We start from the raw sequence: 22,583 nt of genomic DNA on the forward strand, positions 1-22,583 counted from the left end.
CATGTTCACCGGAATCATCGAATCGCTCGGGACCGTCACCGCCGTCGACGTCCGCCCCGACGGCGGTTTCGCCCGCATCACCATCGCCGCCGGGGAGATCGTCGCCGACCTCCCGCGCGGCGGATCGCTCGCCGTCAACGGGGTGTGCCTCACCGCGGTGCCGGGCACGGGCGCGGACCACGATCCCCACGGCACCCACGACCCCCACGGCACCCGGCCGGTCGGCACGGACCCCTCCGGCGTGTTCTCCGCCGAGGTCATCGGCGAGACCCTCGCGCGCACGAACCTCGGCTCGCTGCGCGTCGGCGACCGGGTCGACCTCGAGCGCTGCATGCCCGCCGGGGGCCGCTTCGACGGGCATGTGGTGCAGGGTCACGTCGACGGCGTCGGCACCGTCAGCCGGTTCGACGACGAGGGCGGCTGGGTGCGGATGCGCGTCGACCTGCCCGCCGAGCTCGCGCCGTACACCGCGGAGAAGGGCTCGATCGCGCTCGACGGGGCGAGCCTGACGCTCACCGCGGTGAGCGCTCCGGGCGCCTCCCCCGCCTGGGTGGAGGTCGGTCTCATCCCCGCCACGCTCGAACACACGGTGTTCGGCTCCGCGGCCGTGGGCCGGACGGTCAACGTCGAGGTCGACGTGCTCGCGAAGTACGCGGCCCGACTCCTCTCATTCACCACCGGGGGTCACACCACCCCGGACCTCGCCCCGATCGGAGACCCGTCATGACCGCCCAGCTGCACGTCACGCACCCCGCAGCGCCCGCCCCGGACGGGCGGGCCCAGGACCAAGCGCACCCGGGGCAGCCACGGCACCGGCCGGCCCGCACCCTCGACACCATCGACGCCGCGATCGCCGAGGTCCGCGCCGGCCGGCCGATCATCGTCGTCGACGACGAGGACCGCGAGAACGAGGGCGACCTCATCATGGCCGCCGAGCTCGCGACGCCCGCATGGATGGGGTTCATCGTCCGGCACACCTCGGGCGTGATCTGCACCCCGATGACTGCGGCACGGGCGAGCGCGCTCGAGCTGCCGCCGATGACCTCGGTCAACGAGGATCCCAAGGGCACCGCCTACACCGTGTCCTGCGACGCGATCGAACACACGAGCACCGGCATCAGCGCCGCCGACCGCGCGCAGACCGTCCGCGTGCTCGCCGAGGCCCGGCCGCGCCCGCAGGCGCTCTCCCGACCCGGGCACATCTTCCCGCTCATCGCGAAGGACGGCGGGGTGCGCGAGCGACCCGGCCACACCGAGGCGGGCGTCGAGCTCTCCCGGCTCGCCGGCCTGCAGCCGGTCTCCGTCATCGCCGAGCTCGTCCACGACGACGGCTCGATGATGCGTCTCGACGCGCTGCTCGCCTTCGGGCGGGAGCACGGGCTCGTCACCGTGTCGATCGAGGACCTCGTCGCCTGGCTCGAGGCGCACGACGACGGGGAGGCGGACGGCGGGAGCACGGCCGGTTCCGGCGCCTCCGCGGCCACCTCGACCGCCGGAGCACGGCCGGCCGCGCCGGCTCTGCCCACGCCGGTCCTGCCCGGAACATCTCTGCCCACAGCTCCAGTGCCGGGAACGAGTCTTCCCGAGGCGGCCCCGGGCGCACCCGTCGCGCTCCCCTCCGCCCATGGTCGGCTGCGGGCTCAGGCGTGGACGGTCGGCGGCGTCGAGCACCTCGTCATCAGCGGGGAGGCGCCCGCCGGCACGGTTCCGCTCGTCCGCCTGCACTCGGAGTGCCTGACCGGAGACGTGTTCGGCTCACACCGGTGCGACTGCGGCGAGCAGCTCCACGTCGCACTGCGACGGATCGCGGCCGAGGGCGGAACGCTCGTCTACCTGCGCGACCACGAGGGGCGCGGGATCGGGCTGGCGAACAAGCTCGCCGCCTATGCGCTCCAGGAGCAGGGCATCGACACGGTCGATGCGAACCGGGAGCTCGGCTTCGCCGACGACGCCCGCAGCTACGCGGCCGCTGCGGCGATCCTCGCCGCGCTCGGTCTCGACCGGGTCCGGCTGCTGACGAACAATCCCGCGAAGATCGCCGCGCTCACGGCCCACGGCATCGCAGTCGAGGCGCGCGAGCCGATCGAGGTGCCCGTGCGCGTGGAGAATGCCCGCTACCTGGAGACCAAGCGGGTGCGCATGCACCACTCGCTCACCGCCGGCACAGATGGGACGGAGGCTGCGGGAGAGGCGATAGGCGCGGCGAGCACCGAACGCACAGGGCCATTCGACCACGCAGTGCCATTCGACCAGGCAGCGTCCTTCGACCAGGCAGCGTCCTTCGACCAGGCAGTGCCGACCGAACGAACAGAACCCGACGAGCAGACAGCACCCACCGAACAGACAGAACCCTTCGAACATATGGAGAGGACCGACATGGACGAACAGAGGAGAGCCGGCTAATGGCACACCACGGAGCACCGGATCTGGCGCCGAGCGCGGACAGCGGACTGACGATGGCGATCGTCGCCTCGTCGTGGCACGACACGGTCATGGACGGACTCATCGCCGGCGCGCAGAAGGCGGCCGCGGAGGCCGGGATCGAGGCGAGGCTCGTGCGGGTGCCGGGCAGCTTCGAGCTCCCGGTCGTGGCGCAGAGGCTCGCGGCGACGCACGATGCGGTGGTGGCGCTCGGCGTCGTCATCCGCGGCGGCACCCCGCACTTCGACTACGTGTGCACGGCCGCGACCGAGGGGCTGAATCGGGTCGCCCTCGACACCGGCACCCCCGTGGGCTTCGGGCTGCTCACCTGCGACACGGACGCACAGGCGCTCGACCGTGCGGGACTTCCTGATTCGCGCGAGGACAAGGGCTACGAGGCCGCGACCGCCGCCCTCGCCACCGCGGAGCTCCTCCGCACCCTCTGACCCGAGAGTGCAATTTTTGAAGGTTTCTGGGAAGAGATCCTCCAGAGATTGCACTCTCGAGCAGCCGCCGGTGGGCCCGGAGCCTCACGTCAGGTGGTCGAACTCCCCGGACACCCAGGCGATGTAGCGTTGCGCCGACTCCTCGACCGCGGCCTTCCCGCCCGAGCGGAGCTGCTGGCCGAAATTGCCGTACATCCGGTCGAAGTCGAGGTCGGCCACGGCGTCGGCCATGCGCCGGACGACGGCGCCGGACAGCGGCAGGTAGTTGGGGAAGCTCCGCATGAAGGTCACCCATCCGCTGCGCACGACCGGGCTGATGGTGTCGCCACCGAGGAACACCCCGACGCCGTCCTCCGGCGAGCGCCACACCGCGATCGAGCTGCCGGAGAAATGCCCGCCGATCTGCCGCACGAGCACGCCCGGGACCGGCTCGATCTGCCGGTCGTACTCGACGAGCGGACTCGCGCCGGCACCCGCCTCGGCCGGCCCCTCCGCCTCGGCAGTCTCCGTGTCACCCGGCGCGCCCGCACCCGCCCCGACACCCGCATCCGCCCGGGTGCGGCGCTGCACCCAGCCGGCGTCCGCGCGGGACACGAACACCGGGGCGTCGTCGAAGGCCGCGCTCCACTCGAGCTGCATGCCGTACATGTGCGGGTGGCTCGCGACGATCGCCGCCACCCCGCCGAGCTCGGCCACTGCGGCGACCGCCTCGGCGTCGAGGTAGGGCGGGACGTCGAACAGCAGGTTCCCCTGTTCCGTCCGGGCGAGGTAGCAGGTCTGGCCGATGCCCAGGCGCGGCACCACGCGCAGCGCGTGCAGGCCGGGTTCGACCTCGCGGATCGTCACCGCGTGGCCGGCGGCTTCGAGCTCGGAGCGGCGCGCCCACTCCTGCCCCGAGCGCGGTACGAACTGGCGCTCGTCGGCGCAGACGGGACACACCTCGGGCACGGGCGCGGAGAACTCGACGCCGCAGGTGGCGCAGATCGTGACTTCGGCGGGCTGCCAGTTCGTCATGGTCCGAGTGTAGGCCCGGCCCCGGTTCCCGGTCATCGCCCGAGTGCCGAGTCCACTGCCCTGAGTGGCCTGCTGCGCTGAGCCGCCCACACCCCTGAGCCGCCCACTGCAATGAGCCGCCTGCTGCGCTGGGCCCGGCAACCCGCGCCCCTGTCACCCCTGCCGCCCCGAGCAGCCCCGCTACGCTGACCGTATGCGGACCCTGATCTTCGCGCCGGTGACGTTCAATCTCGCCGAGACCACCCGGATGATCGTCATCGCCCGGGCGCTCGGCCCCGAGTGGCGCGCGATCTTCCAGGTCTACGAGGACCCGTACACGCACCTCATCCGCGACGCCGGGTTCGAGGTGCGCAGGCTCGCCCCCGTGCTGACACCGGATCAGCAGGCGCAGGCGCTCGCGCTCGACCAGGGCCGCTCGATCCGCCACCCGTTCAGCACCCGGCTGGTGCGCGCCCGCGTCGCCGCCGAACGGCGCCTCATCCGACAGACCGAGGCCGAGGCGGTCGTCATGGGCACGAACGTCACCTCGCTGATCTCCGCCCGGGCCGAGGCGGTGCCGCTGTTCTACGCCGTTCCCTTCGCGCTCACCCGCCCGCACGTCGAGCAGACGGCCCGGTTGGGACTCGCCCCCGGGAGCGGTCCGCTGCCCGGCGCCGTCGATGCAGAGCCCGGCGTCCCCGATGCGGTGCCGGGCGCCCTCGATGCGGTGTCCAGTGCGGTGCGCGGTGCGCTCGATGCGGCGGGGTCGGCCGCCTTCCGGCTCGTCTACGACCGGCTGCCGATCGCGCCGCGCGCCTTCACCGCCGTCGCCCGGGAGGTCGGGGTCCCTCCCCTGCGCACCGGGGCCGCGCTGTTCGAGGGCGACATCAACCTCCTCACCGTCATGGGTTCCGAGCTCGCCGGGTACTCCCTGCCGGCCGGGTACCGCCGGGTGGGGCCGATCTTCGCCGAGCTCCCCGGTGAGGTGCCCCCAGTGGTCCGGGAGCTCGCCGCCGGCCCGCGCCCGCTCGTATATCTGGCGCTCGGCTCCTCGGGAGACCGCCGCACCGTGCTCGCCGCCGTCGCATCGCTCGCCCGCCTCGACGTCGAGGTCGTCGCGCCCGTCCGGCACCTCCTCGAGCCCGGGGACGAGTCGGAGCTGCCGGAGCGCGTGCACCTGGTCGACCTGCTGCCGGCACACCGCCTGGGCGGGCTCGTCGACGCCGCGGTGATCCACGGCGGGCAGGGCACGGTGCAGACGGCGTGCGCCACCGGGGTGCCGTTTGTCGGGATGGGGATGCAGCCCGAGCAGTCGTGGAACATCGCGGTGTGCGCTCGGGAGGGCAATGCCATCGCGCTCCCCCGCCGGGCCGCCGGGACCCGCAGGCTCACCGAAGCGGTCCGCGCGCTGCTCACGGACCCGCGCTACCGGCAGGCGGCGGACCGGGTGCAGGCGGAGTACGCCGCCGAGGACGGGGCTGCTGCCGCGGTGGCCGCGATCGAGGAGGTGCTCGGGGGCGTCGGGTGAGGAGTCGTCAGGTGAGGGGTCGTCAGCGCACAGTCCAGCGCGGTTCGCGCTTCTCGAAGAACGCGCGGATCCCCTCCTCCCGGTCGGGTGACGCCCACAGGGTCTGCGAGGCGCGGTCGGTGAGCGGCCACAGCGGCTCCTCCGCGAGATCGCGCGCCTCGATGAGGGCCCGGGTGGTCTCCGCGACGGCGACCGGGGAGTTCGCGGTGATGCGCCCGGCGAGCTCGAGCGCCCCGGCGAGCGCGTGGCCGGGCTCGGTGACGGTGTTGACGAGGCCGAGCTCGACGGCGCGCGGGGCGGAGATCGGGTCGCCGGTGAGGAGCATCTCGGTGGCGACGGTGGCCGGCAGCTTGGCCGGGGTGCGGAAGAACGCCCCGCAGTTCGCCACCACGCCGCGCTTGACCTCGGGGAGGCCGAACCGGGAGTCGCGGGCGGCGACGACGAGGTCGCAGGTGAGGACCATCTCGAAGCCGCCGCCGAGCGCGAATCCCTCCACCGCGGCGATGACGGGCACGCTGCGCCGGCGGCGCACGAAGCCGTAGGAGCCGCCGTCCGGGGTCTTCGGCGAGGTGCCCTCGCTGAGATCGGTGCCGGCGGAGAAGTACCCGCCCGCCCCGGTGAGGACGATGACGCGGACGGAGGCGGTCGCCTCGGCGATGGCGAAGGCCCGGTCGAGCGCGTCGGCGAGCTCCTGGTTCACCGCGTTGCGCCGCTCGGGGCGGCGCAGCGTGAGCGTCATGATCCCGTCGTGGATCTCGACCTGCAGCGGGGCGTCGGAGGGGAACTCCGTGGTGGCAGGGCTCGCAGGGCCCGGCGACGACGTGTCTGCAGACGCGCCTGCGGACGAGGTTCCGGTGGACGAGGCGTCGCGGGACGGGGAGTTCGATGACGAGGTGCTGGGATCGGACACGGCAGACCTCCTTGTAGGCGTGAACGCCGTCAGTCTATCGGCACCGGTCATCAGGGCCTGGGCGTCTGCTGTCAGGTCTCGGGGGCCGCGCGAGGTCGCACGCGCTGACATTGCGAACTCGTGCGGAATCGCTCTCAGGAACCTTCCGAGATCGAGGTCTCAGCGGGAGAGGATCCGGTCGAGGGCGAGGTTCGCATCGATCAGCGGACCGACGAACCGGGACGGCCCCCCGGTGTGGTCGAGGTGCGCGAACCGCTCGGGGTTCCAGTCGAGCTCCGGCTCCCGCCCGGTGGCAACCGCCTCGGACGCGATGAGCAGCGCGCGCAGGTGGGTGTCGAGCGCGCTGTGCCCGTGCTCCGGCAGCGCGACGAGTCGACCCTGCGGTGCGAGGCGGACGATCTCCTCGGCCACGGGGCGGGGTGTGCGCAGGTCGCGGTCACCGGACAGCGCGACGACGGGGAAGTCGAAGCCCGGCAGCGCCGCCGGCAGGTCGTAGGGCTCGCCGACGTAGTCGGAGTACTGCGCCCGGATCGCCTCGAACTCGTGCGTCTGGTCGAAGATCCGGCCGTCGCCGGCGGCGAAGAAGCTCAGCTCGCGGAACGCGATCTCGCCGACGAGGTCGAACTCCATGAAGTAGGGCAGCCCGTCGCCCATGTCGCCGGAACCGGCCTTGTCGAGGAACGCGAGCGTGCGCTTCGCCCGGCCGAGCCTGACCTGGTTGAGGAAGCGGTCGAGCACCTGCGGCCCGGCGAACTCGAAGATGATCCGCACATCGCGGCCGAGCGTGAGCTCGTCGACGTCGCCGGAGGTCACGAGGTCGTGGACCTTCGCCGCGAGCAGCCGTGTCTCCCGCGACCCCGCGGTGCCGTGGAACAGCAGGTCGCGCGAGTACTCGCGGGCGACCTTCTCGTCCGTCGCGGCGAGCATCGGGGAGTCGAGGACGAGGCCCGCGACCCGTTCGGGGTGCTCGACGGCGAAGGCCTGGGCGAGGTAGGTGCCGTAGGACGAGCCCACGATGACCGCCCGCTCGATGTGCTCGGCGTCGAGCACCGCGGCGATGTCCTCAGCGGCGAGCGCGACGGAAAGCGCCTCGCGGGGCAGGTCGTGGCCGTCGAGGTCGCGGCGGGAGAGCCCGACTCCGCGGTGCTCGATCATGATGACCTCGAGGCCGCGCGCCGCCGCCTGCTTCCGCACCTCACCGTAGGGCAGCGCCGAGGCGAGGCCGGGCCCGCCGGGGAGGATGACGAGGGGGACGGACGCCGCGCCCGAGGCCGGCGCCACCGGGTCCGGTGACCTCCGATAGGTGTCCGGGCCGGTGCGTACGTAGTGGAGCTCGAACTCGGGCCCGGTCGAGGAGGCGGCTGGCGCCTCGGCGGGTGGTGGGGAGGACAGCGGAGATCCCGCCGCCGAGCGCGGGTCGCGGGTGCCGATCGGGCGGCGGATCGAGCGGAGGCCGGGCGTGCGCAGCGCCTGTCGGCGCATGGTCGCTGATCTGTCCATCCGGCCAGTCTAGGAGGTCGACCTGGACGGTGTTCGAGTGCGGCATCGGTGCCCGGCGGCCTCAGTCGAGGAGGTCGACCTCGCCCACGGTGTCGGCGGCGAACCCGCGGAGCAGCCGGGCATAGCGGCGGGGGTGCTCGAAGTGGAAGCTGTGTCCGGAGTCGACCCGCTCGAATCGCACGTCGGGGATGAGGTCGCGCGCCTGCTCCGCGTCCTCGCCGCTCATCGCCGCCATGAGCACGCCGTCCTCGTCGCGGAACCAATTGCAGTGGATGAGGAGGGTGGGCGTGCTGATCGCGGCGAGAGTGAGCGCGTGGTCGAAATGGTCGTGGAAGCTGCCGTCGAAGAAGGCCTGTCCGAACCGCGGGTCGTAGTCGCCCATCCCGCGGAAGTACTCGTAGAGCACCGGCGGCATGAGCGCCCAGCGCACGGGCCGCGCGGGGTCGGCGGCTCGCTGGGCGAGTGCCTGGGCGCGCATGCGCGGGCCGAGGTCGCCGAATATGTCGAGCATGGGGGTGTGCTCGGCGTAGAAGGCGACGAAATCCGCGGCGCGCGGGTCTGCTTCGGACGGGTCTGCCGCGGGCTGGTCTGCCGCGGACGGATCTGCCGCAGGCGGGCCGGGTTGGCCGGGCGGGCCCGAGTCCGGGGAGTGCTGCGCGAGGTAGGCGTGGGCGGTGGTCGCCAGGTCGACGTGGTTCGCGGTCTTCTCCGCGGCCGGCAGCACCGAGGAGAAGAACGGAGGGTCCTCGAGCACGAGCGCGGCGACCACCTCGGGCCGGGACGCGGCGAGCCAGGCGGCGATGAGCCCGCCCGAGGAGTGCCCGGAGACGATGGCCTGCTCGCCGACGACCCCGGCGATGAAGTCGGCGAACAGCTCCCCGAGCACCGCACCGGAGTAGAGCTCGGGGTCGTGCTCGGACCCGCCGTGGCCGGGGATGTCGACGACGTAGACATGGAAGTCGCGGGAGAGGTCAAGCATGACGCGGGCGTAGTTCCACAGGTCGCTCACCTGGCCGGGCAGGAGCACGAGCGCCGGGCCGACGTCGGGGCCCTCGGCGAACCGGATCCCGTGTCCGTTGATCATCGTCGTGCGGAGGGTGAAGCCAACGCGTTCGGCGCGTGCCCGGTCGAGCCGGGCGTAGGTGGTGTTGCGGAGGACGTAGGTGCCGGCGGTGAGGGCGAGAACACCGGCGAGGGCCCCGGCGGTCCGGGCGGCGATCGGGAGGAGGCTGGACTTCGGGCGGGCGGTGGCCGACATGGCGGGCCTTTCGCTGGAGATCGAGTCACGAGCAGACTATCGAACGCGAACCGGTCACGGATCGGGAATCGCGTCGGCCGCGAATCGGGGATGAGAACTCCCGCGGGTTGGACTTCGCACTCGGGGTGCAGCGGCCCGCGGGTTCGGCCCCGCACCGACCGTCAATCCTCGAACCGAGGCACCCCGCGCTGAAACCGCAGAGAACGGCGGATCGGCGCTCAGGGACCTTCCGAAATCGAGGTCTCAGCACGGGGCGGGAGGCGAACGCCGGGGAATGAGAGATGGCTCGCGGGGCTGACAGGACCGCGGCCCGGTGGCAGGCTGGGTGGATGGATGAGCAGACGTTCCCCCGCCTCCGCTCCACCGTGCTCGATGCCGAGGACCACCGTGGACTCGCGGAGTTCTACCGCGCGCTCCTGGGGTGGTCGTACCGCCCGGGCGACGAGCCGGGCGGGAAGCACGACGGGGAGTTCCTCATCCTCGTCTCGCCCGACGGTCAGCGGCTCGCGTTCCAGCCGACCGAGCACCTGCCGCGCTCGACCTGGCCGAGCACCGAGGTGCACCAGCAGCTCCACCTCGACTTCACCGTCGAGGACACCGCACAGCTCGAGCGGCACCGCTCGCGGGCGCTCGAGCTCGGTGCCCGGCAGATCGAGGACGGCCGGGCCGACCCGGACGAGCCGATCGTGATCTTCACCGATCCCGCCGGCCACCCGTTCTGCATCTTCGTCGGCTAGCGGAATCCCGCCTGCACGAGGGTCTTCTTCGGAACGAGGATCATCATCGGGCAGGGCATCGTCGGATGATGATCCTCAGCGGCAATTCCCCGTGTGCGCTTCGCACCACGGGGTCGTGCCCAGGAAGCGGGCGCGGTTGCGCGCGACCCACTGATAGGCGCGATCGAGCAGCTGTTCGACGCCGGGGGTCCGGGCCACCCGCTCGAGCGGGCCGCGCCTCCCGGCTCTATCGACACGGTCGTCCGGGCCGGGCCCGAGGGGCCCACCGGATCCGTGCCGCGCACGGGATTCGAGGCGCGCACCGGGCCCGAGGCCCGTTCGGGATCCGAAGCCCGCTCTGGATCCGATGAGTGTGTCGAGGATCGCGGCGACGGCCTGCGCACCTCCGGCCCGCTCGCCTCCGGGGCCGATGGCCCACAGCTGGTACTCCGCCTGCGCGCGGGTGACGCCCCAGCGCTCCCGCACCCCGGGCACCTGGTGTGCGAGGAACGTGATCCGTCCGTGGGTGTCGCGTGCCTCGACGGCATTCACGCAGCGGGTGCAGAACCCGCAGTGGCCGTCGAAGAGCACGGTGAGCGCAGCGGGCCGAACGCTGCGATCCGCGCGATCCACGGCAGATCGATCCGCTGCGGGCCGGGCCGCTGCAGACCGATCCTCGGAGGACTCCACCTCCGCACCACTCGCGGTCATCGCACTCCGGACTTCTTCATCCGTTTCGCTCCGACGATCCAGAGGATGATGCCGATGATGAGGATGAGTCCGCCGGCCACGGCCGCCATCGAGCCGCCGACGACTCCGAGCACCCCGCCGGCGATTGCGCCGCCGGACACGCTGGGCGCGACGAGCACCTCGGGGTTCGAGCAGGTGAGCTCATAGGTGCCGGCCTCGGTGGTCGTGAAGCCGCCGTTCGACTGATACTGGGCGCCCTCGTGGGTGAAGTTCGTGGTCATCGGGTTCTCGATCGGGTGCACCTCGGCCTGGCCGGGCGGGTACACGGTGCACACCGCCGGCGCCGCGCCGTCGGGCACATAGAGGTAGAGGTCCTCGTCCGCCTCGGCGGTCACGGTGCCGCTGGACACGATGGTCGTCATCCGGTCCTCGCTCGGCACCGCGTTGCCGAACCCGATCACGCCGGTGACGATCGCCGCGATGATGCCGACGACGGTGATCGCGAGGCCGGTCCAGGTCAGCCCCTGCCCCCAACGCTTCATCTTCCGGCCCGGCTGCGGGCCGTAGCCGTGTCCGGGGGCACCGGAGTGGTTCGCTCCCGGGCTGCCGGCACCGGGTCTGGGAGGCGGTGCATCCTGCCCACCCTGCGGCGGAGCGCTCTGAGGCGGAACACCCTGGGGCGGCCCTCCGGCGGACGACCCACCGAACTGCGGCCCTCCGAACTGTGGATCGGACGGTTGCTGGTTGGGAGGCGGGGGAATGCTCATGTCACCTTCTCGGTCTCGCGGGCCTGGTGGGATTGCACTCCGCTCATTCTCTCCCGCCTCGACGGAGGTGTCACACACATGCGGCACGAATGGCGGCAAACCCGAGGGGAGCGGCGGGTTATCCCGAATGCACCGCATCTCCCCTCGTCACCGGCCTGCACCTCGCCTCGGGCGGATGACGAAGACGACCGAACGCTGTGCCCGGACGAACGCACTCGGAGAAGCGCCGACGGACGAGCACCGCACCCGGGTGCGCACCGCGCCGGGCTGGCACCGCGCCCGGACCGACACCGTCAGACGAGCACGGAGAGCACGGTGAGAGTGACCGTCGTCCACACGACATGGGCGGTCACCGCCGCCACCACCCGACCGGTCCAGGCGCGCAGCCACGCGAAGGGCACGCCGAGCACCACGGTGGCGACGACGAGGGCGGGGTTGATCGTGGCGCAGGTGATGATCGCGTAGATCACCGTCGACCACAGGACGGGGCGACGGCGGAACAGGGCGAACACTCCCCCGCGGAAGGCGAGCTCCTCCGTGGCCCCGACGAGCAGCGCGGTGATGAAGACCGGAGTGAAGTTCTCGGCGCGGATCGGACCGAGGACGCCGACGATGAGGTCCGCGGTCCAGGGCAGGAGCGAGAGCACCCATGCGCCGATGATGCTCACGATGCCGACGGCGAAGCCGCCCAGTGCACCGAGCCCGATCGCGCGGCCGAGCGAGGCCCGTTCCGCGGAAGTGCGCCCGTCGCGGACCGCGAGCCCGGCGATGTACACCGCGACCCAACAGGCGGCGAGCACGAACGAGAACTGGAAGAAGAGCGCGGTGTCGTACCCGACGACGAACGTGCCGTAGAGGAACCCTGCGCCGATGAGCAGGCACAGGGCGATGACCGCGACGGCCGCCCACGGCGGGCGGCGGTCGACGGGGGCCTCCGGGTGCTGCGCGTGCGCCACACCGTCGATACTAGGGGAAGCACCCCGGCGGGATTCATCCCCGCGCCCGTCACACCAGCGAACAGGAGCCCCATGCGCGTCTTCGTCTCCGGAGCCACCGGCTACCTCGGCTCCCGGCTCGTCCCCGCCCTGCTGGCCGCCGGGCACGAAGTGACCGCCGGGGCCCGCACCCCGGAGCGGCTCGCGGAGTTTCCGTGGGCGCACCTGGTGCGCGCGGCCGAGTTCGATGTGCTCCGCCCGGACACCATGCCCGCGGCACTGACCGGGTGCGATGCGGCGGTGTACCTCGTCCACTCCATGGCCGACCGCGACTTCGCGCGGATCGACGCCACGGCCGCAACAGAGTTCGCCCGGGCGGCCGAGGCAGCCGGGGTGGGCCAGATCGTGTACCAGTCGGGGCTCGTCCCGGCCGACCGCCCGCAGGTGCGCACCGACCTGCGCACCGGGGCGAGCGCGCGGACCGAGACCCGGCACTCCGAGCACGTGCGCTCGCGCCTCGAGGTCGAGGAGATCCTGCTCGCGGGTGCGGTCCCGGCGCTGTCGCTGCGGGCGGCGATCATCGTCGGCGCCGGGTCGACGAGCTTCGAGCTCGTCCGGCGCCTCACCGAGCGCCTGCCGGCGATCCCGGTCCCCGGCTGGATGCACCACTGGGTGCAGCCGATCGCCGTCGTGGACGTGCTGCGGGCGCTGGCATGGGCGATCGGGTCGACGCGCACCGGGTTCATCGACATCGGCGGGCCCGATGTCATGACCTACCCCGACTTCATCCGGCTCTACGCCTCGGTCGCGGGCCTCCACCGGCCGCACGTGCCTGCCGGCCCGGTGCCCGCCGAGGCGGTGGGCCCGGCCGTCGCCCGCATCACCGGCCTGCCCGCCCCGGTCGTCACCGCGCTCGCGCACAGCGTCGCCGAGGACATGATCTGCACCCACCCGGGCGCCGACGACTGGTTCTCCGATGCTCCGCGGCTCGACACCGCCTCGGCGATCCGCCGCGCGCTCAGCCCCACCCGCACCGGCACCACCCCCGGCGGCGACCCCCAGACCGGCGCCGACACCGACCCGCGCTGGGCCGGCGGGAACGTGGAGATCGACGGCGCCACCCGGTTCCGCAGCACCTTCGGGCACGTGCTCCCCCTCGATCGCGCGCGCCCCGGGCGCCTGCGATTCCCGCGGCATTAGGTCCGGCAGACGCACGGCGAGGCGGGTGAGACGGAGGCGGGTGAGACGGAGGCGTCTGCGCGGCCATTAGTTCCACGGTGCAACAACATCACTGATTTCAAGTAGTCAGAACCGCACGGAAACATCTACCGTGGAACCATGACCCCTGAGGATCACTCGGTCGATCACACTGCCGATCCGGCTCGCGCTCCGATAGGCGATCCCGCTTCCGAACCCGTGGTCGAACACCTGCCGGACGACACCGCCGCGGCAGGCGCCCCTGCCGACAGTCGCAGCCCGCACCGGCACGAGACCGGGTTCTCCTCGCTGTTCCTGCTCCAGAAGTTCACCGTCGAATCGGAGCGCTACTTCGAGACGGTCCGCCGCACCGAGCATATGGGCCACACCGATGTGCACGCGGTCAACGCCGTCATCGAAGCCGACCGGCGCGGCTATCCGATCACTCCGACGGACCTGCGCCGGCGCCTCGTGCTGTCCGGGCCGGCGACCTCGGCAGTCATCGACCGGCTCGTGCGCAACGGACACCTCACCCGCCACCGCTCCGATGCGGATCAGCGGGCGGTCAACCTCCACGCCACGGAGAAGGCCCGGCAGCAGGGCGCGGACATGTTCGCCCCGCTCGTCGAGCACATGATGCGCGTCATGCGCGGGGTGCACCCCGACGACATCGAGATGTTCGACGCCCTCATCGTCATGCTCACCCGCGCCGTCCAGCACGCACAGGAGGAGGTCGCCGCCGGCCAGGCCGAGCGCGGCCCCGCGGCACCGGATGCGGCAGACACCTCGGCGACCGACGAGGCCGACACCACGATCCCGGACGAAGCCGGACCCTCGGCTCCGGACGCGGACGGCGGTCCCGCATGACCCCGCGCCCCGCCGACCTCTACACCGCCACCGCCCAGCGGGCCGCCCACCAGGTGCTCACTCGCTATTCGACCTCGTTCTCGCTCGCGGTGCGCACCCTGCCGCCCCCGGTCCGCGCCCACATCACGAGCATCTACGGCATGGTCCGGGTCGCCGACGAGATCGTCGACGGCGCCTGGGACACCGCCGACCCGGCCGAGGCGCGCGCCGAGCTCGATCGGTTCGAGCACCGGATCGAGGCCGCGGTCGCACAGGGATTCTCCTCCGACCTCATCGCGCACGCCTTCGCCCGCGCTGCCCGCGACACCGGGATCGGCCCGGACCTGTGGCGGCCGTTCTTCGCCTCGATGCGCTCCGACACCGAGCACGACGGCCACGACGAGGACGGTCTGGCGACCTACGTGCACGGCTCCGCCGAGGTGGTCGGCGAGATGTGCGTGCACGGTTTCTTCGACGGCGCGCCGCTTCCCGCGAGCCGCGAGCACGAGATCACCGAGGGGGCGCGCGCCCTGGGGGCGGCGTTCCAGAAGATCAACTTCCTGCGCGACCTCGGGGAGGACGCCGCGCTCGACCGCGCCTACTTCCCCGGGGTGGACCCCCGCTCCCTCACCGAGGAGCAGAAGACCGCGATCGTCGCCGACATCACCGGCGACCTCGACCTCGCCGCCGCGCGCATCCCGCACCTGCCGCGCGGGGTCCGGCCGGCGGTGTGGACCGCGCACGGGATCTTCGACGAGCTCACCCGGATCATCGCGCGCACTCCGGCGCACCGCGTGAGCACCACGCGGATCCGGGTGTCGAATCCGCGTAAGCTCGCACTGGCCGCGGCCGCCGCCGCCGGCCGACCGCGCTCAGGCAATCGCGTCGGCCGTTCACCACGCACCCGGACATGCGTCCGGACCCGAGGAGTCGCATGACCCGCACCGCGCAGTCCTCCGCCGCGCAGTCCTCTACCGCGTCGCCCTCCACTGCCCGGACCGAGGTGCCCCGCACCGTCGTCATCGGAGCGGGGATCGCGGGCCTCGCCACCGCCGCTCTACTCGCCCGCGACGGCCACGCGGTCACCGTGCTCGAGCGCAACTCCTGGCTGGGCGGCCGCGCCGGCATCCATCGCGAGTCGAGCTTCACCTTCGACACCGGGCCCAGCTGGTACCTCATGCCCGAGGTGTTCGACCACTTCTTCCGGCTGTGCGGCACCTCGAGCGCCGAGCAGCTCGACCTCGTCCCGCTCGATCCCGGCTACCGGGTTTTCGCCGAGGACGGGCTCACCGTCGACGTGCCCTACGGCCGCGACCGGGTGAGGGAGCTGTTCGAATCGCTCGAACCCGGCAGCGGAGAGCGCCTCGACACCTATCTCGACTCCGCATCCGATGCCTACGACCTGGCGCTGCGCCACTTCCTCTACAGCACCTTCCGATCGCCGGCCGCGCTCGCCGACCCCGCGATCCTCACGCGGCTCGGACCGCTGGCCGGCATGCTCACCGGCTCGCTCGCCGATCGCATCGACGCCACCGTGACCCACCCGCTGCTGCGGCAGATCCTCGGCTACCCCGCGGTGTTCCTCGCGATGTACCCGGAGCGGGCGCCCGGCATCTACCACCTCATGAGCCGCCTCGACCTCATCGACGGGGTGCAGTATCCGCGCGGCGGCATGCACACGATCATCGACGCGATCGAGCGGCAGGCCCGCGCCGCCGGGGTGGAGATCCGGACCGGGGCCGAGGTGGTCGCCCTCCCGGCCGCACCGGCCGGCCGGCGCGGCACCATCACCGAGGTCGTCGCCCGCACCGAGTCCGGCCTCGAGGTGTTCGAGTGCGACCATGTCGTCGCCGCCTGCGACCTCCACCACCTCGAGACCCGGCTCCTCGACCCGGCCTACCGCACCGCCGGGAAGCAGACGTGGGCGCACCGCGATCCGGGGATGGGCGGCGCGATCCTCATGCTCGGCGTCGACCGGCGCCTCGACCGGCTCGCCCACCACAATCTCTTCTTCACCGCCGACTGGGACGCGAACTTCGCCGCGGTGTTCGGCGAGGAGCGCTCCCTGCCCGACCCCGCCTCGGTCTACGTGTGCGCCCCTTCGCGCACGGACCCCGGTGTGGCCCCGGACGGGTGCGAGAACCTCTTCGTGCTCGTCCCCTGCCCTGCCGACCCGTCCCTGCGCGCCGGTCAGCCGGCCTTCGAGGCGTACTGCGACCGGATCATCGAGCAGATCGCCCGCTGGTCCGGCGAGGCGGACTTCGCCGAGAACCTCGACGAGCACATTCTCGTACGGCGGACGCTCGGGCCCGGGGACTACGTCGACGACTTCCACGCCTGGCAGGGCACCGTGCTCGGCCCGGCGAACACCCTGGCGCAGAGCGTGTTCCTGCGCGGCGGGCCGCGGCGGCCTGCCGGACTGCGTGCTTCGCGGCTCGACAATCTGCTCTACGCGGGGGCCTTCACCGCTCCCGGGGTCGGGCTGCCGATGTGCCTCATCAGCGCGGAGAACGTCGTCAAGGAGCTGCGCGGCGACACCTCAGGCGGCTGGTTGGAATCGCTGTGATGAGCTGGGCGTACCTCGCGTGCCTGCTGTTCAGCCTGGCCGGGATGACGATCCTCGACCTGCGGCACCGGCTGTTCTGGTTCGCCGATGCGCGACGTGCGGCGATCGTCCACGGCCTCGGGCTGGCGGCCTTCCTCGCGTGGGACGGCCTGGGGATCCTCACCGGGATCTTCCATCGGGGCGACAGCCCGTACATGACGGGGATCGACCTGGCTCCCGAGCTGCCGCTCGAGGAGCTGTTCTTCCTCGTGTTCCTGTGCTGGCTCACGATGAACCTCTACACCGGCGGGGCGCGGATCCTCCGAGCGCGTGCAGGCAGGGCGCGTGCGGGCATTGTTCGCCCGGGCAGGGCGCGTGCGGGCAGCGGTATCAGTCATGCCGGCCCCGGCCCCGCTGCCACGGAGCCGGCCGATCACAGCGGACGAGCAGCGCACCGGACGGGAACCGACGTCGACGGCGGACCGGCAGGTGAGCGGCCGTGACCTATACGCTCATCAACCTCGTGTTCCTCATGCCGACACTCGTGCTCGCGGTGGTCGGCTGGCGCTCCGGCAGGGTCTCCCGGTCCGCGCTGGCGCTCACGGCGATCGTGATGATCGCGCTCACCATCGTGTTCGACAACCTCATGATCCGCGTCGGGCTGTTCACCTATGCCGAGGACCTGATCTCCGGGATCATGATCGGTGCGATGCCGGTCGAGGATCTCGCCTACACGGTGTTCGCCGTCCTCGCTCTGCCGGCGCTGTGGGAGCTGCTGGGACGGCGACGCACCTCGGCAGTGAGGAGCGGGGCCGTGGGGAGCGATGCCGTGGGGAGCGCTGCCGTGCGTGTCGACACGGCACGGATTGACGAGGCACGGGTAGACGCGGCACCGAGCGATTCGGCCCAGCATGACCCGGCACAGCATGATCCGGTACTGCATGATTCGGCCCAGCATGATTAGGCCCAGCAGAATGTGGCCCATCAGAATTCGGCACGGCACGATCCGCAGTCGGACCGAGGAGGTGATCACCGTGCTCCGTGAGCTGTTCCTCGCCTCGCGCCCGATCTCGTGGGTGAACACAGCGTTCCCGTTCGGGGCGGCCTACCTGCTGGGAGGCGGCCGGGTCGACCTCGTGTTCGTGCTCGGCGTCGTGTTCTTCCTCGTGCCGTACAACCTCGCAATGTACGGCATCAATGACGTCTTCGATTACGAGTCGGATCTGCGGAATCCGCGCAAGGGCGGCGTCGAGGGGCACCTCGCCTCGCCCGAGCAGCACCGCCGGATCCTCATCGCGGCAGCGGTGGCGTGCGTCCCGTTCCTCATCGCGTTCGTCGTCCTCGGCACGGTGCTGTCCACTGCCGTGCTCGCACTGAGCATGTTCGCGGTGCTCGCGTACTCGGTCAGGGGTCTGCGCTTCAAGGAGATCCCGGTCCTCGATTCGCTCACCTCGTCCACTCACTTCTCCTCACCCGCGTGGTTCGCCCTCGCGCTCCTCGGCGATCCGGTGGGCCGGGACGGCTGGCTCGTGCTCGCCGCATTCTTCCTCTGGGGGATCGCGAGCCAGGCCTTCGGCGCTGTGCAGGACGTCGTGCCCGACCGCGAGGGAGGTCTCGCCTCGGTGGGGACCGTGCTCGGCGCACGGGCCACGGTGCGTCTGACGACATCCGTGTACCTGCTCGCCGGGGCCCTGCTCGTCTTCACCTCTTGGCCGGTGCCGCTCGCCGGACTGCTCGCGCTGCCCTACGCGGTGAACTCCGCCCGGTTCTGGTCGATCACCGACAACACCTCGGCCGAGGCGCACCGCGGCTGGTCGGTGTTCCTCTGGCTCAACTACGTCGTCGGCTTCTTCGTCACCATGCTCATGCTCTGGTTCGCACTGGGGTGAAGCTCCTCCGGGTGGAGTAGGGCGCAGCTCCTCCGGATGGAGGCTGGGGTGAATCTCCTCCGGGTCCAGTACGGCGAAGCGCTGCGAATGCAGGTGACGAGCGGAGCCCGCGGTCGCTCTCCGACGCGGAGGTCAGTGACGATTCCCGGTGACGATCCCGGGGTGTTGGAAAGTTGACCAGCTGATCTCGGAGTCGACGTTTCACGTAGTGCCGGCCTCGTCACCGCCCGTCGACCGATCGGTCCGATCGCGCGGCTGATGCGCTGCGAGCCGGGCGGCGTGCTCGGTGTGGATCGGGTTGCGCATCGGACGGGTGGTGATCGCGTCGGCGCAACTGGCTCGCCATACTGTGCCGGTCACATGGGTTCCGCAGTCTGCGTGGTAACCGGTCGATTGATCTGAGTCACCGGCGATACGGGGATCGCCGCCAGCATGGCACGCGCCGCCTGCACAAGGCTCACCGCCGACGAAGCCCTCCGTCTCCTCCTGGGATTCGACACTGATGATGCCGCGCGTCTTGCAGTCGTGGTGATGTTTGCACAGCGGGTGGAGATTCCGCGGCTCCGTCCGGCCACCGGCCTGAGGGTCGGCGTGGTCGAAGGGGATCAGATGGTCGATCTCGCAGTACTGAGCAGGCACGTCGCAGCCCGGTGCCGCACACGTGTGCCATTGCGATTCGGCTGTTCGCCGCAGAGCGTCCGGGATCGGGTACTTCTGCGCCGCGATCGGCAGGACGGTGCCGTCGACCGGATCGGTGAGAACCCGTTCGAGGTGCGGTGCGAGTGCCACGATGCTGCGGGCGATCTCCGCGGGAACGGGGCTCGTGCCGTGGAGCTCGCCGGGCATGTCCGCACCGCCGGATCTTACATCGAGCAGCGACATCGCGGGTACGGTGACGGTGACCGCGGCCTGGCGGCGCAGCCAATCGTCGTGGGTGGGGCAAGTGAGCGTGACGGTGTGGATGTATGCAGTCTCCGACTCCCCCAGGTCGGGGACCTCGCTGAGGCCGCTGAGCTTCCGCATTCTCCGCGTTCTCGACCCGGTGTGTCGGTGAGTCGGTGGAGGCGTATCGGGTGGTGGATCGTGTGCGCTGCCGGTGCGGGTGTCGGACCCTGCCGGTGCGGCCGTGGTGTCTTCACCGCCTGGATCCGGACTCTGCCGGACCACGGCTCCTGCGCCGGTGCCCGCAGGGCGCTCGGGACCGGGCTGGAAGCTGCTGTTCGGGGTCGCGGGGCCGTCGACCTCGGCGACGGTGACGTCGATCCGGCCGGTGGCGCGGGTGATGATGTCGAACATGAGCTCGTTGACCTTGCGCGGATCGACGATTGCCTGGCGGGAGCGATCGAGGCCGAACGCATCGGCGTGATTCAGGGTGATCGCCCGTGCCATCGCACGAGTGCGCTGATGGAGCGCGTCGAGCGCGGTCGTCGGACCGGTCAGCGTCAGGCGCGCGGTGCCGTCCCGCCAGCGCTCGATCTGCACCGTTCGATGCCGATTGCGGGCGTGCTCCAGGTTCTCGCGGCCGGCGATGAGCGCCGCCTGCCGATCGACGAGCACTCCCAGTCGGTGCGGGGTCAGATCGTGCGGTTGGGCACACGCGAACTCGTCGATCCTCCTGACATCCGTGAGCGACAGGTCGCGGGTCTTCTTCATCACGGTCCGCAGCTTCGTCCATGACGCCTCCCCGGTGAGCACTGCGTGCCTCAGACGTGGCAGCCCGTAGTACGCGAGCAGACTGTCGGCGGCCGCACTCGTCGCACGCGCCGTCGTCATCGACAGCCGGTGCGCCAGAGTGATGTCGAATCCCGCCCTCAGCGACTCCCGCGCCGCATATCTGAACGGGACGGCCGGTGGCACTCGCTCCGCAGCGAGATCGTCCTCGAGCTCGAACAGGGCACGGATCTCGTCCGCGCTGTGCATCGTGGCCAGATAACCGGTAGCGGCCTGGGCGAGTGCGACGAGTTCTTCGAGCGCCACGACATCCCGCTGACGCGCAGCGGCTCGCACCCGCTCATGGAGCCGCTCGAACCGGATCTCCTCCTCCGCGAGCATCGCAGTGCCGCGATCGACCGGTTCGCCCCGGGGACGTCCGGAAGCACGGGTACTCCCGGCGACAGGGAGACTCAGGTCAGAGGGGGACGCACCGACACCGCGTTCTGCATCCTCTGCCGAGAGCATGTTGTAGACGCCGAGGAGAGTCGAGGGCGCTGAGAAGCGCGCTGGGTCCGTGGAGACGGTGTATTCGGGGTCCGCTGGACCTGCACCTCCACCTGCGCCTGCCGCCGCACAGGCAGCGAAGATCTGCTCGTCCACCGTGGGTGCTCGCTTGGCCGACATTGCTCGGTTCCTCTCGCCGTGTTCTAATACTAATCGATCGAAGCAACGATTGGAACAGCTTGCGCTGAGAATGTTCGAATACTTTTTCACTCACTCACACTCCGCTCGTCGGCCGTTCGATTCCGAGCTCAGCAAGTCAAATCCAAACCGACTAAACACCTCCAAACCCACCCCGGGCGGCCCCGGCCCCCGCCCGGAGAGAAACCACCCTGCCGGCAACCACCCCTTCCACCTACCGCTCGACGCCTGGCCACGGTATTCTCAAGAATCTAAACAAATCCAAACCACCGCGACCGGACTGCGATCGGAGGACCACGGACGATGAGCGTCACCATCCCCCCGCCGCCCGTACCCGGTGCCTCCCCCTCGCCCTTCACCCCGACCTTCGGCGTCATCCCACCGGCCCTCGTGGGCCGGCAGGGCGAGGTCAACGACTTCGCCTACGCGCTCGACAGCGGCCCCGGCGCCACCGGCCGGGCCACGCTCATCACCGGCCAGCGCGGCGTCGGCAAGAGCGTCCTCCTCCACGTCTTCCACGAGGTCGCGGCGAGCCGCCAATGGATGACCGTCCATGCGCAGGCCTCGCCCGGGTTCTCCACGAGCCTGACCGAGGCGCGGCTGCCCGAGCTCCTCGCCCGCCTCGATGCCGCGGACACCGTCGAATCCTCCGTCGTCGGGTTCACCCTGCCGTTCGGTGCCGGCGGGCTCACCACCCGCACGGAGTCCACCAACCCCCTGACCCCTGACTTCCGCCACCACCTCATGCGAGCGCTCGAGATCCTCGCTGCCCACGGCACCGGCCTCGTCCTCACCCTCGACGAGGTGCACCGCTCGCAGCTCGACGAGCTCCGCCGCGTCACCGATGCGATCGCCTACGCCTTCAGTCAGGAGGCGCCGGTGGCGTTCGTCGCCGCCGGCCTGCCGCAGACGATCACGAGCCTCGTCGACGACGAGGTCTCCACCTACCTCCGGCGGGCCGAGCGGGTGACGCTCGGCAACCTCAGCCCGGAGAACACCCGGATCGCGCTCGAGGCGCCGATCACGCAGGCCGGCAAGACGATCACGCGCGAAGCCCTCGAGCTGGCGATCGGGGCGAGCGGGCACTATCCGTTCCTCATCCAGCTCATCGGCGACCACGCGTGGAGAGCCACCGGCGACGAGGACGTCATCACCGTCGAGCACGTCGAGGAGTCGGTGGCCCGGGCGCGCACGGCCATGCACCGGCAGATCCACGAGCCGACCGTCGAAGGACTCACCGACCAGGAGCGCAGCTACGTCCTCGCGATGGCCGCCGACGACGACCGCTCCCGGACCGCCGAGGTCGCCCGCCGGATGGGCGTGACGGCGAAGTACGGCAGCGTCTACCGGGCCCGCCTCATCACCCGCGGCGTCATCGAGCCCGCCGGCCGCGGATGGGTCCGCTTCACCATGCCCTACACCCGCGAATACCTGCTCACCCGCTGACCGGGTACACGGAATCGTCGATCGCGATCGGCTGCCGAACCGAGATGTCCGCCGGTCCTGCAGCAGCCCTCGATTCCTCAACAGGTATCGTCGGCCGCAGCAGGATTCGTCGGCAATCGGGCCGGCGAGGCGTCATCGGGC

Annotated in this window: 21 protein-coding genes; 13 read left to right on the plus strand and 8 right to left on the minus strand. The window is 71.3% G+C overall.

The annotated features are described in order from the left end of the window. Nucleotide 1 precedes the first annotated feature (1 nt). Genes ABD883_RS05205 through ribH form a run of 3 tightly spaced genes read left to right on the plus strand, consistent with a single transcriptional unit; the run spans nucleotide 2 to nucleotide 2,867 of the window. Nucleotides 2-727 (plus strand): riboflavin synthase, encoded by a 726-nt coding sequence (locus tag ABD883_RS05205; protein WP_345030461.1) that lies wholly within the window; start codon nucleotides 2-4, stop codon nucleotides 725-727. Next, nucleotides 724-2,403: a 3,4-dihydroxy-2-butanone-4-phosphate synthase gene (gene ribB, locus ABD883_RS05210; protein WP_345030464.1), complete on the plus strand. Its 1,680-nt coding sequence runs from the start codon at nucleotides 724-726 to the stop codon at nucleotides 2,401-2,403. The genes ABD883_RS05205 and ribB overlap by 4 nt, the downstream gene beginning before the upstream one ends. Further along, on the plus strand, nucleotides 2,403-2,867 hold the full coding sequence (gene ribH / locus ABD883_RS05215) for a 6,7-dimethyl-8-ribityllumazine synthase (RefSeq protein ID WP_295691135.1): 465 nt from the start codon (nucleotides 2,403-2,405) through the stop codon (nucleotides 2,865-2,867). The genes ribB and ribH overlap by 1 nt, the downstream gene beginning before the upstream one ends. 84 nt (nucleotides 2,868-2,951) lie before the next feature. On the opposite strand, the gene ABD883_RS05220 is transcribed toward ribH, so the two are convergent. Next, nucleotides 2,952-3,881 carry an MBL fold metallo-hydrolase gene (locus tag ABD883_RS05220; protein ID WP_345030467.1) on the minus strand — a complete coding sequence of 310 codons (930 nt, stop codon included), beginning with the start codon at nucleotides 3,879-3,881 and terminating at the stop codon, nucleotides 2,952-2,954. Between the two features lie 193 nt (nucleotides 3,882-4,074). On the opposite strand from ABD883_RS05220, the gene ABD883_RS05225 reads away from it, so the two are divergent. Then, the gene (locus tag ABD883_RS05225) at nucleotides 4,075-5,388 is read left to right on the plus strand and encodes a glycosyltransferase (protein ID WP_345030469.1); all 1,314 of its coding nucleotides are present in this window, start codon (nucleotides 4,075-4,077) and stop codon (nucleotides 5,386-5,388) included. A gap of 22 nt (nucleotides 5,389-5,410) precedes the next feature. Here the strand turns inward: ABD883_RS05225 and ABD883_RS05230 are convergent, their stop codons facing one another. The 3 genes from ABD883_RS05230 to ABD883_RS05240 all read right to left on the minus strand — a co-directional run bounded on the left by ABD883_RS05230 (nucleotide 5,411) and on the right by ABD883_RS05240 (nucleotide 9,056). Next, complete coding sequence (locus ABD883_RS05230; RefSeq protein WP_345030472.1) at nucleotides 5,411-6,298, minus strand: enoyl-CoA hydratase-related protein; 888 nt, start codon at nucleotides 6,296-6,298, stop codon at nucleotides 5,411-5,413. A gap of 159 nt (nucleotides 6,299-6,457) precedes the next feature. Continuing rightward, complete coding sequence (locus ABD883_RS05235; RefSeq protein WP_345030474.1) at nucleotides 6,458-7,798, minus strand: alpha/beta fold hydrolase; 1,341 nt, start codon at nucleotides 7,796-7,798, stop codon at nucleotides 6,458-6,460. Nucleotides 7,799-7,859: 61 nt separating this feature from the next. Then, a complete protein-coding gene (locus ABD883_RS05240) occupies nucleotides 7,860-9,056 on the minus strand; it encodes an alpha/beta fold hydrolase (RefSeq protein ID WP_345030475.1) in 1,197 nt (398 codons plus the stop codon). Nucleotides 9,057-9,385: 329 nt separating this feature from the next. Here ABD883_RS05240 and ABD883_RS05245 point away from each other — a divergent pair, with 329 nt between their 5' ends. Next, nucleotides 9,386-9,793, plus strand: a complete 408-nt coding sequence (locus tag ABD883_RS05245; RefSeq protein ID WP_345030477.1) for a VOC family protein — start codon at nucleotides 9,386-9,388, stop codon at nucleotides 9,791-9,793. Between the two features lie 75 nt (nucleotides 9,794-9,868). On the opposite strand, the gene ABD883_RS05250 is transcribed toward ABD883_RS05245, so the two are convergent. From ABD883_RS05250 to ABD883_RS05260, 3 genes are all read right to left on the minus strand, one after another. Further along, complete coding sequence (locus ABD883_RS05250) at nucleotides 9,869-10,405, minus strand: thiol-disulfide oxidoreductase DCC family protein (protein WP_345030479.1); 537 nt, start codon at nucleotides 10,403-10,405, stop codon at nucleotides 9,869-9,871. Between the two features lie 74 nt (nucleotides 10,406-10,479). Continuing rightward, a complete protein-coding gene (locus ABD883_RS05255; RefSeq protein WP_345030481.1) occupies nucleotides 10,480-11,004 on the minus strand; it encodes a hypothetical protein in 525 nt (174 codons plus the stop codon). A gap of 518 nt (nucleotides 11,005-11,522) precedes the next feature. Beyond that, nucleotides 11,523-12,185 carry a CPBP family intramembrane glutamic endopeptidase gene (locus tag ABD883_RS05260; protein WP_295690248.1) on the minus strand — a complete coding sequence of 221 codons (663 nt, stop codon included), beginning with the start codon at nucleotides 12,183-12,185 and terminating at the stop codon, nucleotides 11,523-11,525. Between the two features lie 72 nt (nucleotides 12,186-12,257). On the opposite strand from ABD883_RS05260, the gene ABD883_RS05265 reads away from it, so the two are divergent. The 7 genes from ABD883_RS05265 (at nucleotide 12,258) to ABD883_RS05295 (ending at nucleotide 18,641) form a co-directional block, all read left to right on the plus strand. Then, nucleotides 12,258-13,364: an NAD(P)H-binding protein gene (locus tag ABD883_RS05265; protein WP_345030486.1), complete on the plus strand. Its 1,107-nt coding sequence runs from the start codon at nucleotides 12,258-12,260 to the stop codon at nucleotides 13,362-13,364. A 216-nt stretch (nucleotides 13,365-13,580) separates the two neighbouring features. Beyond that, entirely contained in the window at nucleotides 13,581-14,228 is a 648-nt protein-coding gene (locus ABD883_RS05270; protein ID WP_345030489.1) for a MarR family winged helix-turn-helix transcriptional regulator, read from the plus strand. Beyond that, nucleotides 14,225-15,145: a phytoene/squalene synthase family protein gene (locus ABD883_RS05275; protein WP_345030492.1), complete on the plus strand. Its 921-nt coding sequence runs from the start codon at nucleotides 14,225-14,227 to the stop codon at nucleotides 15,143-15,145. Before ABD883_RS05270 ends, ABD883_RS05275 begins: the two co-directional genes overlap by 4 nt. Next, nucleotides 15,142-16,773, plus strand: a complete 1,632-nt coding sequence (gene crtI / locus ABD883_RS05280; protein ID WP_345030495.1) for a phytoene desaturase family protein — start codon at nucleotides 15,142-15,144, stop codon at nucleotides 16,771-16,773. Before ABD883_RS05275 ends, crtI begins: the two co-directional genes overlap by 4 nt. Further along, entirely contained in the window at nucleotides 16,773-17,255 is a 483-nt protein-coding gene (locus ABD883_RS05285) for a lycopene cyclase domain-containing protein (protein WP_276087625.1), read from the plus strand. The genes crtI and ABD883_RS05285 overlap by 1 nt, the downstream gene beginning before the upstream one ends. Beyond that, nucleotides 17,252-17,716: a lycopene cyclase domain-containing protein gene (locus tag ABD883_RS05290; RefSeq protein ID WP_345030500.1), complete on the plus strand. Its 465-nt coding sequence runs from the start codon at nucleotides 17,252-17,254 to the stop codon at nucleotides 17,714-17,716. Before ABD883_RS05285 ends, ABD883_RS05290 begins: the two co-directional genes overlap by 4 nt. 10 nt (nucleotides 17,717-17,726) lie before the next feature. Further along, nucleotides 17,727-18,641: a prenyltransferase gene (locus ABD883_RS05295; protein WP_345030502.1), complete on the plus strand. Its 915-nt coding sequence runs from the start codon at nucleotides 17,727-17,729 to the stop codon at nucleotides 18,639-18,641. Between the two features lie 201 nt (nucleotides 18,642-18,842). Here the strand turns inward: ABD883_RS05295 and ABD883_RS05300 are convergent, their stop codons facing one another. Next, a complete protein-coding gene (locus ABD883_RS05300; RefSeq protein ID WP_345030504.1) occupies nucleotides 18,843-20,618 on the minus strand; it encodes an HNH endonuclease signature motif containing protein in 1,776 nt (591 codons plus the stop codon). A gap of 681 nt (nucleotides 20,619-21,299) precedes the next feature. On the opposite strand from ABD883_RS05300, the gene ABD883_RS05305 reads away from it, so the two are divergent. Continuing rightward, nucleotides 21,300-22,442 carry an AAA family ATPase gene (locus ABD883_RS05305; protein WP_345030506.1) on the plus strand — a complete coding sequence of 381 codons (1,143 nt, stop codon included), beginning with the start codon at nucleotides 21,300-21,302 and terminating at the stop codon, nucleotides 22,440-22,442. The last annotated feature ends 141 nt before the right edge of the window (nucleotides 22,443-22,583 follow it).

The organism is Brevibacterium pityocampae, from assembly GCF_039541555.1.
Lineage (GTDB): Bacteria > Actinomycetota > Actinomycetes > Actinomycetales > Brevibacteriaceae > Brevibacterium > Brevibacterium pityocampae.

Bases quoted from the DNA above. Each gene is read 5' to 3' on its own strand.
- ribH (WP_295691135.1), top strand. From the start codon at position 2,403: ATGGCACACCACGGAGCACCGGATCTGGCGCCGAGCGCGGACAGCGGA.
- crtI (WP_345030495.1), top strand. From the start codon at position 15,142: ATGACCCGCACCGCGCAGTCCTCCGCCGCGCAGTCCTCTACCGCGTCG.
- ribB (WP_345030464.1), top strand. From the start codon at position 724: ATGACCGCCCAGCTGCACGTCACGCACCCCGCAGCGCCCGCCCCGGAC.
- ABD883_RS05295 (WP_345030502.1), top strand. From the start codon at position 17,727: ATGTGGCCCATCAGAATTCGGCACGGCACGATCCGCAGTCGGACCGAG.
- ABD883_RS05235 (WP_345030474.1), bottom strand. From the start codon at position 7,798: ATGGACAGATCAGCGACCATGCGCCGACAGGCGCTGCGCACGCCCGGC.
- ABD883_RS05305 (WP_345030506.1), top strand. From the start codon at position 21,300: ATGAGCGTCACCATCCCCCCGCCGCCCGTACCCGGTGCCTCCCCCTCG.
- ABD883_RS05205 (WP_345030461.1), top strand. From the start codon at position 2: ATGTTCACCGGAATCATCGAATCGCTCGGGACCGTCACCGCCGTCGAC.
- ABD883_RS05255 (WP_345030481.1), bottom strand. From the start codon at position 11,004: ATGAAGCGTTGGGGGCAGGGGCTGACCTGGACCGGCCTCGCGATCACC.
- ABD883_RS05285 (WP_276087625.1), top strand. From the start codon at position 16,773: ATGAGCTGGGCGTACCTCGCGTGCCTGCTGTTCAGCCTGGCCGGGATG.
- ABD883_RS05245 (WP_345030477.1), top strand. From the start codon at position 9,386: ATGGATGAGCAGACGTTCCCCCGCCTCCGCTCCACCGTGCTCGATGCC.
- ABD883_RS05265 (WP_345030486.1), top strand. From the start codon at position 12,258: ATGCGCGTCTTCGTCTCCGGAGCCACCGGCTACCTCGGCTCCCGGCTC.
- ABD883_RS05275 (WP_345030492.1), top strand. From the start codon at position 14,225: ATGACCCCGCGCCCCGCCGACCTCTACACCGCCACCGCCCAGCGGGCC.
- ABD883_RS05225 (WP_345030469.1), top strand. From the start codon at position 4,075: ATGCGGACCCTGATCTTCGCGCCGGTGACGTTCAATCTCGCCGAGACC.
- ABD883_RS05220 (WP_345030467.1), bottom strand. From the start codon at position 3,881: ATGACGAACTGGCAGCCCGCCGAAGTCACGATCTGCGCCACCTGCGGC.
- ABD883_RS05240 (WP_345030475.1), bottom strand. From the start codon at position 9,056: ATGTCGGCCACCGCCCGCCCGAAGTCCAGCCTCCTCCCGATCGCCGCC.